Genomic DNA, 14,770 nt, shown 5'->3' with positions numbered 1-14,770 from the left:
ACTTAACTTAACTTAACTTAACTTAACTGTAAATATCAAATTAACAAAACAAGTTCCCCTAAAATAAAAAAGACGTTGACTTCTCTATGTAATTAACTGTCGTTTCATGTCCAGCGATGATGAATAGCCAAATTGTCGAAAGAAGCTCGTTCTTATTCAACTTGTTTTCTTGCTCTCTTGTTTGAATGAGATCGTTTATCAAATCAGAATCAGGATTTAGACGCTTTTCGTTAAGTAATGTCTCAATGTAATGAATAAACTTTTAAGTGTTGTTTTAACTTCAGTTCCCTGAATAGGTTCCACAGAGGTGTCCATGAGTTTTTTGTCTATTTGCGGAACTGGTTTCGATCAGTGGCGGGAATCCCAAGCACCTCTGAAATGAAAATAATGGGTAGTGGTTAAGCAAAATCTGCAATAATTTCCATCTTTCCTTGTTCTTGTACAGCAACTAACAATTCGTCGGCAAGTTGCTGAATACGGGAACGAAGGTCCTCAATCATACGTGGTATAAAGGGTTTAGAGACCATCCGACGCAGGCGAGTATGATTAGGAGGATCTACCGTAAGCATATTCGGACTCTAGATTCTACAACATTTCAACTTACAGACAAGTTTTCTTGACATATACATTATTTTAGACAAGCCTTTTATAATGCATATAGGGTAAATTGTTAAATTTTGATTTTTTATATGTAAAATGATAATAAAGTTATTTAATTTCAAAAGTCCAAATAAGTATAACCCGATCTAAATTTAGATCGGGGTTAAAAATATAGTTGTTTAATCTTGATGTAAGAAACGTCACTAGATTGAAAAATATAACAAAAAAGTTATTGAAAAATGAATCTTTTCACTTGATATATATTTCTTCTGGAGCATTTATACATTTTCATAGTAACCAACCAGCTAATCAATATGATTCCTGCAAAAAGTAATAGTAAATTACTATACAAATGAGTGAAAGAATTAGCATTCATAGGTAGTAATTTTCGGTTTAGCAAATGTATCGATAATAATCCACCTACAATCGCAATCCCCATTCCTTTCGTTAGAAAGCCTGGGAAATTAAGCAAACTCATTCTAGTACCAGCAGCCTTTTGTTCCAAACTACTGAAACACTGATAGAGATAACTGTTTTGGTCATGAACTCACTGTTGTAATATGTCTAGTGTGTCTTCATGGTATGTTTCAAGAAAAGGCCGAATGGCATATTCAGCGTTATTCCTTTTCGTTATTTCATACATGGTGTTGAATGAGGTTTCAAAATCGTTCGGACCATATTTTTCAACGTATTTTGCGATAGGCATGTACATATATCCGTTTGTGAATGTGCCTACTTCTGTTGTATTTTCTGGTCCTAATGTTTTCAGTAATATATGTATTGCTACATTAAAATCTTTTTGTAAAGCATTGTGTAATTCATCTGCTATTACTTCAATACGTTGTTTTAACTCTAAATTTTCAACTTTATATGTTACAGAATCTACAAAGATTCTTTTAGAAAAATTAGGATCGTGTTTACAAATAGAATCAGCTATTTTCTCTGCTAATTCTTCATTAAATAAAAATTTTAACGGAACATATTTACCCATTTTTTCACCTCGGTGGTCAAATGAAAACAATTTTTATTTTTTAATCGACAATCCATAAACTAAAGTCTCACTCGGAGTCGTAATACTAAAACCTGTCGTCTTATAATCAAGTTTCACTGTATCACCAGTGTATTCTTTCGTGAATGAATCCATTTGTACGATAAGCTCTACATCTTCATATACAACATCATCTGCGTTATATGTATCCCAAATTAAATCGACATCAACGAAAATACTACAAGAGTTCGTCATTGTTCCTCTAATGCGAACGATCTTTTTATCTTCACGTTCTAATCTACGTATAGCTGCTTTTGCTTCATCAGTAATACGAATGTTCATTGTATCCCAACCTTTATTTATATTTCCTTTATTATTGCAAAAACAGGAGCAATAATAAAGGAAAGAGGTTTGCAACAAAAAACGAGCAAACAAATTTGTTTGCTCGTTTCACTTTATTTTAGTTCACATTTATCAAGTGGAATCACTTTTGTTTTTTTCGTAAATTTATAACCTAACCATAGTACTAAGAAGAGTGGTAAACCGATGTAAGAAACGAGTACACCGTTCCAATCAATTGCTTCACCCATAAATGCGCCGTAGTTTTGTCCTAAAATTACGATGATACAAAGTGTAAATGCGAAGATTGGACCGAATGGGAACCATTTTGCTCTATATGGTAAGTCTTTTAAATCTTTTCCTTGTGCGATATATGCTTTACGGAAACGGTAATGACTAATTGCAATTCCGACCCATGCGATAAAACCAGACATTCCAGATGCGTTTAATAACCAAATGTATACAACACCGTCACCGAATAAAGAAGCAATGAAAGCAATACTACCAACAATTGACGTTACGATTAATGCGTTAACAGGTACACCGCGGCTATCTAATTTACCAAGAAACTTTGGTGCTTTTCCTTGGCGAGCTAAGTCCCAAAGCATACGAGTTGATGCATACATACCAGAGTTACCAGCAGATAGTACAGCAGTTAAAATAACAGCGTTCATAACAGAAGCAGCAAAGGCAACGCCCGCTTTTTCAAAAATAAGTGTAAACGGACTTACTGTTACATCACTTGCAGCAAGGCTTTCAGTTGTATAAGGAATTAGTAAACCGATAACGAGAATCGCAAGGATATAGAATAAAAGAATACGCCAAAAGATTGAACGAATTGCTTTTGGGATATTACGTTCTGGATCAGATGTTTCACCAGCAGCTACTCCTAATAATTCAGTTCCTTGGAAGGAGAAACCAGCTGCCATAAATACACCGATAATTGCCATGATACCGCCGTTAAATGGTGCATCTGCAACTGTGAAGTTTTTAAATCCAACAGTTTCGCCGCCCATAATTCCGAAAATCATCATGAAACCAACAATTAAAAAGATAATAATAGTAACTACTTTAATAAGTGCGAACCAATATTCAGATTCACCAAACCCTTTAACAGATAAATAGTTTAAAAGGAAAATAATAGCTAAACATAATCCACTCCAAATAAGAGAAGGAGTATCTGGGAACCAAAATTTCATAATTAATGTTACAGCTGCAAGTTCAGCAGCAATCGTAATTGCCCAGTTATACCAATAGTTCCATCCAAGTGCAAAGCCAAGTGATGGATCAACAAATTTTGTTGCATACGTACTAAAAGATCCAGTAACAGGCATGTAAGCTGCAAGTTCAGCTAAGCTTGTCATTAAAAAATAAACCATAATTCCAATTGCGGCGTATGCAATTAATGCGCCACCAGGTCCAGCTGTATGGATGACACCACCGCTGGCAAGAAATAGTCCGGTACCAATTGTACCACCGAGAGAAATCATCGTAAGGTGACGAGATTTTAATCCGCGTTTTAATTCACCTTGTCCTTGTGTAGTTTGCGTTTTAGAGGTAGATTGATTTGTTGCGCTATTCATGTTCAACACTCCTTTTCTTGTAGGTTAGGAAGGAGCGGGGGAGAAAAATACAAAAAACCGCCAAAGGAATTTGGCGGAACGTTTCACAAATAACCACCCCATCATACCCTTCCGTTAAGATAGCACCCCACGTTTACACGGTAATTTGTAAACGTGACAGTTCTGTTCCTTTCGGAGACAGCCCCAGCTCATATTTCCAGAGAAGAAATATAAACTTCGGCAACCTTTCCTTTCAAACGGAGTTGGTGACATTCTCTGTGTCTCGTCCGTTTTACTCATAAAAGTCGCAACCTCTACCTCATCGGATTGATGAGGATTTGATATATTGCTAAGATTTTTAATATATGGCAATTGTAATGACTTTCTGAATATATTGCAAGATATTTTGTTAGGAAAAGTCAAAAAATATCGGTTATTGTATAGGAAACGCTTGCAAAACTCCACCCGAACCTACTATTATGTAGCAATAAGCAAAGAAAAAATTGTTATACAAATGTTTCGCAAAAAATATTGAAAAACCCTCTAAATTAAAAGAAAATTCAGAAAAATATAATTCGACATAACTATCAAAAGAGGATTATTCCTTAAATTCGTTTCAAAGAATAAGTATAAATTTAACGGATAGAATGAATATTCTTTTTATTTTTAGTAAAATTGAGGTATTGTTTAATTGAAAAGGGGAAATCAATATGAAATTAGAAACAGAAAGGCTCTATATAGTGCCGTGTACAGAAGAGAGGATTCAAATTGCTAACGAGCAAGGATACAATAGCGGTCCGCATATTGTAGGGCATGTAAAGAATGTAAAACAAGATGCAGCTATATTACCATGGGGTGCGTGGTATGTTCTTCGGAAAGAAGATGATAGCTTTTTAGGTGATATTGGGTTTAAAGGGAAACCAAACGAGAAGCAAACAGTAGAAATTGGCTATGGATTTATTGAGAAATATTGGAATCAGGGCTATGCAACAGAAGCTGTAAGAGAACTAATCGATTGGGCTTTCAAAACAGGAGAGGTAGAAACAATAATTGCAGAGACACTCCTAGATAACTATAGTTCGATTCGTGTTTTAGAAAAGTTACATATGAAGAGAGTAAATGCTACAGAAACGATGATTAATTGGAAAATAGAAAAATAAAAAATACCGCTCGAAGTATATCGGGCGGTATTTTTATCGTTATGGTAGCATTTGTTTTTGATCATTCGGATATCCGGCTGTCGATGCGTTAGAACGCTTGGAATGATTGCGAACAGCAATGAAAATAGAAATAATAACGACAAGACCAACTGCCACGTAAGAAAGTGAAATAATAGTTGGATCCACTTTAAATGTAGTCAGCAGTGTACGTATATTCGTAAAGATAATAAGACCACCAACTAATACCCCAAGTAAATGTGCTGGAACGATACGAACTAACCATGCAGCAATTGGAGCTGCGACAATACCGCCAAGCATTAAGGCAAATACCCAAACCCAGCTTACTTGTTCCCAGCCAAGTGAGATGAAGAAACCAATTGTTGCAGCGAGTGAAACAGGAAATTCACTCGTATCTACAGATCCAATAACTTTTCTAGCTTCATTTCCTCTTGCTAGAAGAACGGGTGTCGTAATCGGCCCCCAGCCACCGCCACCAGTTGAATCAACGAATCCAGCGAATAAACCAAGCGGCACAAGTTGTTTTGCAGACATACGCTTATTTGAAGCAACAATTTGTTTTTGAAGGACGAATCGTAATAAAATATAAACCCCTAAAGTAAATAAAAAAACGGAAATGTACGGTTTAATTACATCGCCAGGTAAATTACTTAAAAAACATGCCCCAACAAATGCACCAATTGCTCCAGGTAATGTAAGTCTGGAAACTGTATATTTATCAACGTTTCCAAATTTGATATGAGATGCACCGGAAGCGGCGGTTGTAACGACTTCAGCTAAATGAACAGAAGCGGAAGCTACAGCCGGTGCGATACCAAACATTAATAATAGTGAGGTAGATGTTACCCCATACGCCATTCCAAGTGCCCCATCAATCAATTGAGCGAAAAATCCGATAATAGCAAAGACAATTAATTTCTGCATAAATAATCCCCCTGTAATAATAAATGAAAAAGGCACTTTTCCCGTATGAGAAAAGTGCCTTTGGTTTTTCCAATCAGCAATAATTAAATTTGTTTCATTATAATACATATTAATCGTATAAATCAACTGGGTTTTAAAGTTTTTTGAATTGAATGAAAGAAAAATAAAATATACAATAAAAGGATGGAGAGAAAGGGGAGAAGGACATGTTGCGATTTGATCATCTAGTACACGCCGTACATTGTACACCGGAAGAAGCGGCAAAACAAATGCAGGCGCACGGATTTTATACTGCAATAGGTGGAGAGCATATTAATTGGGGTACTTGGAATAGTTTATGTTATTTTGATTTATCATATATCGAATTTTTAGCAGTGCAGCATGAAGAAAAAGCGAAAGAAGCAGACAATCCATTAGTACAAGAAACAGTAGTGAAATTACAAGACGGAGAAGGAATGCTGCAAATCGCAATTCGAACAGATGCAATTGAAGACCTAGCAGTAAAGTTTAGTAAGCACGGTTTACATACGATAGGACCATTTGAAGGGAAACGTATGAGAAAAGATGGTCGCCTTTTAGAATGGAAAATGTTATTTGTAAAGCAAGAAGAGAACGGACCGAAATTACCTTTCTTTATACAATGGAATGAAACGGACGAAGAAAGAAGAAATGATTTACGTAACATTGGAACAATCACGGAACATAAAAATAAAGTACAACAAATTGAAACGATCCATTATGCAGTGAAAAACGTTCGAGAAACGGTGCGGAAATGGAAAGAAGTAATGGGGCTATCTACAAGCTCAGTTGTGAAAAGTGAAAAATGGAATGCCGAGTGTCAAAGTGTAGTATTTGGAGATATTCATGTGCAGTTTTGTGAGCCGATTGGAGAAGGGCTAGTGCTAGAACATCTGAATAAGAATGGCGAAAATCCTTTTGCAGTGGAGTTTAAAGGTGAAAATAAACGAGAGCATGAAGTGTTACATAGTTTGTACATATATTGATAGAGGTGAACGTTGTGAAGGAAATGCTTAGAGAGATAGAGAGTAAACTAGAATGGCCTCGTATTGTAAAGTGTACAGTTATTTCAAAAGGTTTTTCACATGAAGAGAAATATAAAATAGAATTAGAAAACAGAGTAACATATTTTGTGAAAGTATGTGATGCTGTTCATTTTGAACGTAAACAAGAAGAATATATGTATATGAAACAATTAGAGTCATTACATATTCCAACGCCTAAGTTAATTCATTTTATAAAACTTGAACAAATAAATAAATGTGTTCAAGTATTTGAATGGATCCAAGGTATAAATGGTGAAGAAGGTTTAGGGAAGCTATCCGTGGAAGAACAGTACCATGCAGGAAGAAAAGCAGGAGAAGTACTAAAGAGGATTCACTCAATTGAAAGAGAAAGTGCAAGTAATAAATGGGAAACAGTTCGATGGAATAAATACGAAAGATACGTAGAAGCGTTAGCAAATTATGAAATAGACTTCCTTGATTTGAAGCCAGTATTAAGATTTGTAGGGGAGCATAAACAATTATTGAAAAATCGCCCTATTACCTTTTTACACGATGACTTCCATCCAGCAAATAGTATGATTCATAATAAGGAGTTTATCGTTATCGATTTTGGTGGATATGATTTTGGTGATCCAATACATGATTTTTATAACGTAGCGATTTTTACTACAAGAATAAGTAAACCATTTGCGGTTGGACAAGTTCACGGATATTGCGGAGGCGAACCGTCGCTTCATTTTTGGAAACTGTACTCATTATATGCAGCAATGACATTCCCAGCTGATATCGTATGGACAAACCGAAGCACGCCACATTTAGTAAATGATATGAAGGAAAGATTGAACGGAATTTTAGAAGATCATAATCATTTTTCATCCTATATTCCAAAATGGTATCAATCACAACATGAGGATATAATAAACTATAAGTAATGGAGGGATTCATTTGGATAAAATAGCGGTAATTTCAGATATACATGGTAATATTCCAGCATTAGAATCTGTACTGCAAGATATTAAATTAAGAGGAATCGAGCGCGTCGTGTGTCTTGGAGATTTAGTCGGAAAAGGTCCTCATTCTAGCGAAGTGATTGAAATCATTCGTAAAGAATGTGAAGGAGTTGTAATGGGGAACTGGGATGATTTCATTACAAAACCGACTGAATTTGAAACGTTAAAATGGCATCAAAAACAATTATCGGAAGAACAAAATGACTATTTAAGAAGCTTACCATTTTCAATCGAATTTTTTATGAGCGGCAAACTGATCCGTATGTTCCACGCTTCACCGAGAAGTTTATATGAAAGAATTCAACCACATGCCTCAAGAGAAGAGCGTATTAGTATGTTCGAAAATAGTGAGCTCACAGAGAATATAGAAGGGGAAAGAAAACCAGATGTCGTTTGTTACGGTGACGTTCACCAAGCGTTCGTTCAAAATTTCAGAGGGAAAACGTTATGTAATGCCGGTAGCGTAGGAAACCCACTTGAAATAACACAAGCTTCCTATTTAATATTTGAAGGAACTTACAATGAAAAAGAAGCAGCGAGCTTTTCTATTCAACTCGTACGAGTACCGTATGATATTGAACTAGCCATCAGACTAGCAGAAGAACTCGATATGCCAGAAATTGAAGAATACAAACAAGAATTACGGACTGCTTTATATCGAGGGTTTAAGGGAAAGTAAGCCAATCATAATATATCAACGATTTTTCAAATATATCTATCATAACTTAAAATATATCAACGATTTTTCAAATATATCTATCATAACTTAAAATATATCAACGATTTTTTCAATATATCAACGATTCGACAAAGGATATCGACTTACCGACAAATAGTGACATAAAAGTTAATTATAATTTTGTTATGTAAACTAAATGAAGGGAGAAATATCATGAACCGAAAACAATGTATAAAAGAAATTGCTAATCATATTTTAATGTTAAATTTAACGCACCCAACAAGAGTTGGAGTAAGCGGTATTACAGCATCAGGAAAAACAACATTTGCAAACGAATTAGCGGAAGAAATAAAAAAACGAGGGTTACCAGTAACGTGCGCTAGCATTGACGATTTTCATAACTCAAAAGTGATTCGTTATACACAAGGTAAAGAATCTGCAAGAGGGTATTATGAAGATGCACACGATTATACAGCTTTCAAAGAAAGGTTATTAAAACCTTTAGGACCTAATGGGAATTTACAGTATGAAACGATCTCTCATAATTTAAAAACGGATATTCCTGTACATAATGAGCCGTTAATGGCTCAACCCAATATGGTACTCATAGTAGATGGAACATTTCTATTGAAAAAAGACGTTGAGTATTTATTTGATTACAAAATCTTTGTAGATACAGATTTTGAGATTGCGAGAAAACGTGGTGCAAAGCGCGAGACTGAGGCTTTTGGAAGTTATGAAGAAGCTGAGAAAATGTTTTTAAACAGATATCATGCGGCCTGTAAGATGTATATAGATGAGCATAATCCGAAAAGTTGTGCGGATGTTGTATTTCAGAATAGTGATTTAGGAAATCCAGAAGTTATATTTCATGAATGAGCGTATTACATAATCAGAAATATATGTATAGCCTTTTGTTTATTGTTATAATTAAATTAATTTTATGAAGCAAATAAAAGGGGATAAGACAATAAAAAACGCAAAAAGGGGACAAGAAATATAATGAATGAAGTACTAGAACTAAAAGAAGAACTACTACAAATTAAAAATAATAATTATGCTGTACCAGAAGACGTAGATGCTTATCCATATGCACAGTGGATGTTAGATTATATCGGGTCAACTGATGCTGAATTACGCGATGATTTAATTTATAGTACGCTTCACAAATGGATTACAAATGATGTGTTTAGACAAAAAGAATTACGAGGATTAATGCTGCAAGCAATTAGCCCTGATTATTTATTTTATAAAATTGGTGAAAAGGGAACAGATTCTGTCTTTAAACGTGCATTTTCTGTATTAATTCCACCACTTATTTTATCTGTTCATGAAAGAGAACCATTGTTATCTGAAGAACAACTGTACAGTGTGGCAGAACAAGTGCTGGAATATGTATATTTAGAAGAAGATGTAAGAGGCTACGTAGAAGGAAAAGGCTGGGCACACTCTACTGCACATGCAGCAGATGCGCTCGATGCTTTAGCACGTACAATCCAAAATCGTGAGTTCTCATATGCAATACTAGCTGCTGTTCGCCAGAAGGTACGCTTACATGACTACGTATACATTCACTTTGAGGATGAGAGATTAGTAGCACCAATTATGTCGTTACGTAACCAAAATCTTTTAACTGAAGAAGAGTGGAGCAACTGGTTACATAGTATAGCAATTGTTGAAGACATCCCGCATCCTCAATATGATATTTTAGTACAAAATATTAGAGCTTTCTTAAGAAGTTTATATTTTAGAGTTTTAGAGACAGAGGGTAGTACAGCCTTTACAGAGGATATATTGGAGACTTTGAAAGGGTTGCGTAGGTATTAAAAATAGGAATATAAGAAAAGAATAAGAGTAAAAAACCGATTATACTTGTAGGCCCTCTACAAAAATAATCGGTTTTTTAGTTGAATTGAAATTTTAGACTTAACTATACACGAGTGTATTAAATATGTAATTGTGGTTGTTCTTCATATAAACTATTCACGTACTGTTTTAAATTCTTGATGAATAATAGAATATCTTGACTAGGCATTCTAGCATGTAGAAGATGAAATATATTTCCTTTCCCAATTTCAAATTCATCCGAAGTTAAAGTAATAGGGATGTTTTTAAAAACATGCCATGGGAAATATAAGTGTACAAAAGCTTCTCTAAAATATATACCTGATTGACAAATTAATACCCCATCCGATCCTTTCCCCATATTCCCAAGAACAGATGTATCTAAAAAAGCGATGATCTGTTCTTCTTTTGGAATGATAAATCGTGCCTCAATTGCTTTTAACTTTTTTTCTGAAATATGAGTGTCTACAAATAATCCGTTATCAGGTTCTAATAATTCATTGTGCGTTTCAAATAAAGAGCAAATAGATTTTATCTCATCCATTTTTATAATTGGATGTATATCCTGTTGTTTTGAATTTTGGAATGAATTCGTAAGAGCTATTAGCAATTCTTTAAATAATAGTGGGGGATAGTCACTCCCGTTAATATTGAAACTTTTTTGTGCATCAAAAGATAAGAAACCATCTTTATCAATTTCAATTTGTTGCACTTTATTTAATTGTTCCCATTTCAAATTTCCTTTACCTAATAACCAATTTTTCCAGTATAAACCCGAACTCGTAAAGTAAACACCATACTTGCCTGATCCTAATAAATTACAACTTAAAAAAGCGACAATTTGATCTTCCGTTGGTATAGAAAAACGTTTTTGAGCAATTGATAAGAAATCTTTAGGAATTCTAGTAACATAAAATCTAGATTGTTGAAACTCTAAACAAATATTAGTTAAACGATTAAAATCTATATTCATCTTAACCATTCCCCATTTCAAATTTTGTTTCGATATATTAAATTATAAGGTTGTTAGGAAAATATTAACACTTAAATTTACCTTAAATTAATAAGTAGAGGGTTTATAAAATAAATTTATATTAGGATAAAATTATGATTTGCATTATATATTTGGAGTAGTAAAGTCTTGTTAAGTTAATAAAAAGGTACATAAAACCAACACCTCCCAACCATACTAAAAAATGTGTTGGAGGTGAATGTTATGGACAATAAAGACTTTGAAAAAGTTTATAATGATTACTTACATCAAGGAGAAGAACAAGCTCAATTTGAAGTAGACCATGAAGTTAATTCAGGAGCAGAACAAATTGTTGCTGTTCGTAAAAATGATGATGGTGATTTAATTGCGTTTAAAACAAGTAGCGGGAGAGAGTTAGATTATATGACTGCCCTTGAAGAAGCAAAATCAGGGAAGTTAGCTCATGTAGACGTATTTCATAAGTATGGCAGAGATATTATACGTAGTGAACCTGATGGAATAAAGGAAAATAACTTAGATAATTTACCTTCATTTTAAACGGGTAAACCTCAAGAAGAGAATGTTCATTTGGATATTCTCTTCTTTGTGTTGCGAAGTTTTCCTTGCGAAAAGAAGGTTCATCTTTAATGAGCGATCATACTTTTAAAGAGCGCTCTAAATTTCTCTTTATCTTCTGCTGTAAATGGTTTCGGTCCCTTTGTACGCTTACCGCTTTTTCGAACCATTGCACTTAAATACCGTGTTTGTAACAATTGTTCAATGTTGTCATTCGTATACTTATAGCCTTTATGGTGTAGTACGATACAGCCTTTTGCTAAAGCGAGTGAAGCAAGACCGTAATCTTGCGTTACGATTAAATCTTCTTTTTTTGCTAACTGCATAATCCGGTAATCCGCAGCATCTGCTCCAGAATCAACATAAATTGTTTCGACACCTTTTGGCTGCTCTGCATTAGAATAATGTGAAAAGCTAGTAACGAGGGTAACAGGAATTTCCACATTCGTAGCCTCAAAAATAATTACATCTTTTACAGGACAAGCATCTGCATCAACGTAAATCTTCATTTTATCACTCCTATAAATAGGTTCGAGTTGATAATAATGGTAGATTTAGGTTTTGTCAAACGAGAAAGCTTTATTTAAAGTTATTTTCACATACCAAAATAGCCTCGCGTAAACGAGAAATACCTTCCTCAATTTGATCAATATCCACTTTTCCATAAGATAAACGTATATAACCATCTTTCGCACCGAAAATACTACCTGGCATAAAAGCAATTTCTTGTTTTAAACTTTGCATAATGATTTGTTTTTCGTTTATAGGTTCTTTTAATTTCCCCCAAATGTATATACCACCAGTAGGGTTTGAAAAAGAGATTTTATCATGAAGTTGCTCGTTTAGGGCACGAACGATAACGTCTCTTTTTTCTGCTAGTTGTTTTCGTAACGGTACGATATGAGACTGAAATGGTACAGTTTCAAAAAATTGTTGCATAAGCCACTGCGGGAAAATACTCATTCCTAATTCCATTTGGTGCCGTGCATCTGATAATCGCTCTACGACAGACTGCGGGGCGACAAGCCAACCGACTCGTAATCCTGGCGCAATCATTTTTGATAAAGAATGTACATAAATGACAGTTCCATTTTCATCTATTGATTTCAAAGTAGGACAAGGTTGTTTCTTTTCTAGCGTCAGCAAACTAGATGGATCATCTTCAACGATTGCAATTCGTAAATCTGCGCAAAGTGATAATAGTTTTTTTCTACGGTTTGGATGAAGCATCGTCCCCGTAGGGTTTTGGAAATTTGGATTTAAAAAAATCATTTTAATGCGGTGCTTTCTGTATAGCTCTTGTAGATCGTCTGGATTAATGCCGTGTTCATCGACAGGTAATGGGAAAATACGAATACCTGCTGATTGGAATAACGGCAGGGAATAACAGTGTGAAGGACTTTCGAAAGCAACAGCATCACCTGGATTTAATAAACATTGCACGATAAGGTGCAGTGCTTGTTGAGCGCCCGATGTAATCATAATGGATTGTTCAGTCGCCTCAACTTTTAAATATTCCTTCATATATTTTACGACCGCTTGTCTTAGCGGGAGATAGCCTTGCGGATGATCGTAACTTAATGAATGCGTTAACGGTTGTTCACGTAAAATCGTTTGTAGTTGATCGTGAGGATAAAGATTACAACCGAGTTCTCCATTAGCGAAATCTATAATATTTTCATTTTGTTGTACTTCTGCCCGAATATGGCGAAGTAGTGGTAAGTTTGGTAAAAAAGTACCACCTTCTACGAAATTTCTCCAGTTCGGCGTTAATGTTGGAGAAACGCCCCACATATGTGTACTCACACGTGTACCTTTACCAGTCGTACTTTCTACAATTCCCATAGCACGAAGTTCATTATAAGCAGTCGTTACTGTACTTCTGTTTACATTTAACTGCGTAGCTAATTTCCGTTCTGAAGGGAGGAAGCTTCCTGGAGGAAGTTCTCCATATGTAATACGTTTTTCAATAAAGTCAACCACTTGCTGATAAATAGGGATTTTACTGTCACTATCTAGCTTCCATTCCATACAAACGCCTCCGTATCTCTTATATACATTAAGTATAACAAATTGGCTGGGTAAAAAAACAGCCAATTGGACGGTGCTATATCCAGCCAATTTTACTATGCTAAATATGGAAGGGGAGATTCGGATGAAAAGATGGCAAATGGAATGGCTCCTAGTATCAGTAGCGTTAGTATGGGGAGCAAATTATACAATAGGAAAGTATGGCGTGGCATATATGTCATCCATTCAATTTAATAGTTTACGATTTTTAGTAGCATCACCGGTCTTATTACTTATTACATTTATGATGGAACGCTCATTACGTATTGAAAGAAAAGATTGGTTACGATTAGTAGTAGTCGGTATCGTTGGTACGGCAATGTATCAAACGATGTTTATGTTATCTGTGAAATATACTTCAGCAACGAACGCCTCATTATTAATTGCGATGTCACCTATATTTACAGGGATATTAGCAGTATTGCACAAACAAGAACGTTTTTCGATGAAAGTACAAATTGGTTCAATAGTAGCGTTTATTGGTGCAGCATTTGTTTTATTAACAGGACATACAGGAGGAGCTACTTACGAATATGCGTGGCTCGGAAATGTAATTGGATTAGTCGCAGCAATTGCGTGGGGATGGTATCCAATATTAGCGCAACCTCTTATTACAAAATACTCCGCAATGAGAGTTACATCATGGTCTACTTTAATTGGAATTGTACCACTTGTTATATACTGTTTATTCAACGTAAACTCTTTAACATGGCCAGTAGATACGCCAAGCTGGGGTTCACTAGCATATTCAATCATCTTTGCGACCATCTTCGGACTAGCAATGTGGTATGTCGGTATTAGTCAAATAGGCTCAACGAAAGTAATGGTTTATATGTATCTCGTACCATTGTTCGCAGTTATCTTTGCGGCAGTTACAATTGGAGAGCAAATTAATATGATGCAACTCGTTGGCGGACTTATTATCTTCATCGGCTTATATGTTGTAAAAAAAGGCGGAATCAAAAAGCCTGCTTTCAATTTGAAAAAAGTCAGTTAATAGT

Annotated in this window: 14 protein-coding genes, 3 pseudogenes and 1 riboswitch; of the genes and pseudogenes, 8 read left to right on the top strand and 9 right to left on the bottom strand. The window is 35.0% G+C overall.

Annotation, left to right across the window (positions count from 1 at the left end; all coding sequences use genetic code 11):
* Positions 1–85 precede the first annotated feature (85 nt).
* From BCG9842_RS31645 to BCG9842_RS14995, 5 genes and pseudogenes are all read right to left on the bottom strand, one after another.
* Positions 86–575 (bottom strand): annotated as a pseudogene (locus tag BCG9842_RS31645) (cytochrome P450); the annotation flags it as partial.
* Between the two features lie 254 nt (positions 576–829).
* A pseudogene (locus tag BCG9842_RS31640) lies at positions 830–1,140 on the bottom strand (tetracycline resistance MFS efflux pump); the annotation flags it as partial.
* 10 nt (positions 1,141–1,150) lie between these two features.
* Positions 1,151–1,591, bottom strand: a pseudogene (locus BCG9842_RS15005) (hypothetical protein); the annotation flags it as partial.
* 33 nt (positions 1,592–1,624) lie between these two features.
* Positions 1,625–1,930, bottom strand: a complete 306-nt coding sequence (locus tag BCG9842_RS15000) for an iron-sulfur cluster biosynthesis family protein (protein ID WP_001026197.1) — start codon at positions 1,928–1,930, stop codon at positions 1,625–1,627.
* A gap of 113 nt (positions 1,931–2,043) precedes the next feature.
* Entirely contained in the window at positions 2,044–3,510 is a 1,467-nt protein-coding gene (locus BCG9842_RS14995) for an amino acid permease (protein ID WP_001083394.1), read from the bottom strand.
* Between the two features lie 112 nt (positions 3,511–3,622).
* A riboswitch (Lysine riboswitch) is annotated at positions 3,623–3,814 on the bottom strand.
* 385 nt (positions 3,815–4,199) lie between these two features.
* Between BCG9842_RS14995 and BCG9842_RS14990 the strand changes: the two genes are divergently transcribed.
* Complete coding sequence (locus tag BCG9842_RS14990; protein ID WP_000764593.1) at positions 4,200–4,649, top strand: GNAT family N-acetyltransferase; 450 nt, start codon at positions 4,200–4,202, stop codon at positions 4,647–4,649.
* Between the two features lie 39 nt (positions 4,650–4,688).
* On the opposite strand, the gene BCG9842_RS14985 is transcribed toward BCG9842_RS14990, so the two are convergent.
* Positions 4,689–5,699, bottom strand: coding sequence for a sulfite exporter TauE/SafE family protein (locus BCG9842_RS14985; protein ID WP_002082558.1), 1,011 nt, complete (start codon positions 5,697–5,699; stop codon positions 4,689–4,691).
* A 98-nt stretch (positions 5,700–5,797) separates the two neighbouring features.
* Between BCG9842_RS14985 and BCG9842_RS14980 the strand changes: the two genes are divergently transcribed.
* The 5 genes from BCG9842_RS14980 to BCG9842_RS14960 all read left to right on the top strand — a co-directional run bounded on the left by BCG9842_RS14980 (position 5,798) and on the right by BCG9842_RS14960 (position 10,132).
* Entirely contained in the window at positions 5,798–6,595 is a 798-nt protein-coding gene (locus BCG9842_RS14980; protein ID WP_000943327.1) for a VOC family protein, read from the top strand.
* 14 nt (positions 6,596–6,609) lie between these two features.
* Positions 6,610–7,548, top strand: coding sequence for an aminoglycoside phosphotransferase family protein (locus BCG9842_RS14975; RefSeq protein WP_000661761.1), 939 nt, complete (start codon positions 6,610–6,612; stop codon positions 7,546–7,548).
* Between the two features lie 13 nt (positions 7,549–7,561).
* A complete protein-coding gene (locus BCG9842_RS14970; protein WP_000357646.1) occupies positions 7,562–8,305 on the top strand; it encodes a metallophosphoesterase family protein in 744 nt (247 codons plus the stop codon).
* 213 nt (positions 8,306–8,518) lie between these two features.
* On the top strand, positions 8,519–9,184 hold the full coding sequence (locus BCG9842_RS14965; RefSeq protein ID WP_001080476.1) for a uridine kinase: 666 nt from the start codon (positions 8,519–8,521) through the stop codon (positions 9,182–9,184).
* Between the two features lie 123 nt (positions 9,185–9,307).
* Positions 9,308–10,132: a DUF2785 domain-containing protein gene (locus tag BCG9842_RS14960; protein ID WP_001006698.1), complete on the top strand. Its 825-nt coding sequence runs from the start codon at positions 9,308–9,310 to the stop codon at positions 10,130–10,132.
* A gap of 118 nt (positions 10,133–10,250) precedes the next feature.
* Here the strand turns inward: BCG9842_RS14960 and BCG9842_RS14955 are convergent, their stop codons facing one another.
* Positions 10,251–11,123 carry a hypothetical protein gene (locus tag BCG9842_RS14955; RefSeq protein WP_001017805.1) on the bottom strand — a complete coding sequence of 291 codons (873 nt, stop codon included), beginning with the start codon at positions 11,121–11,123 and terminating at the stop codon, positions 10,251–10,253.
* 243 nt (positions 11,124–11,366) lie between these two features.
* On the opposite strand from BCG9842_RS14955, the gene BCG9842_RS14950 reads away from it, so the two are divergent.
* Positions 11,367–11,681, top strand: coding sequence for a DUF3892 domain-containing protein (locus BCG9842_RS14950; RefSeq protein WP_000368862.1), 315 nt, complete (start codon positions 11,367–11,369; stop codon positions 11,679–11,681).
* A gap of 86 nt (positions 11,682–11,767) precedes the next feature.
* On the opposite strand, the gene BCG9842_RS14945 is transcribed toward BCG9842_RS14950, so the two are convergent.
* Together BCG9842_RS14945 and pdxR are read right to left on the bottom strand one after the other, a co-directional pair.
* Positions 11,768–12,208 carry a YaiI/YqxD family protein gene (locus BCG9842_RS14945; RefSeq protein WP_000708771.1) on the bottom strand — a complete coding sequence of 147 codons (441 nt, stop codon included), beginning with the start codon at positions 12,206–12,208 and terminating at the stop codon, positions 11,768–11,770.
* Between the two features lie 70 nt (positions 12,209–12,278).
* On the bottom strand, positions 12,279–13,730 hold the full coding sequence (gene pdxR / locus BCG9842_RS14940; RefSeq protein WP_000454929.1) for a MocR-like pyridoxine biosynthesis transcription factor PdxR: 1,452 nt from the start codon (positions 13,728–13,730) through the stop codon (positions 12,279–12,281).
* Positions 13,731–13,854: 124 nt separating this feature from the next.
* Here pdxR and BCG9842_RS14935 point away from each other — a divergent pair, with 124 nt between their 5' ends.
* A complete protein-coding gene (locus BCG9842_RS14935) occupies positions 13,855–14,766 on the top strand; it encodes a DMT family transporter (RefSeq protein ID WP_000832990.1) in 912 nt (303 codons plus the stop codon).
* Positions 14,767–14,770 lie beyond the last annotated feature (4 nt).

This window comes from Bacillus cereus G9842 (assembly GCF_000021305.1).
Classification (GTDB): domain Bacteria; phylum Bacillota; class Bacilli; order Bacillales; family Bacillaceae_G; genus Bacillus_A; species Bacillus_A thuringiensis_S.
This window is presented reverse-complemented; position numbering and strand designations above follow the sequence as displayed.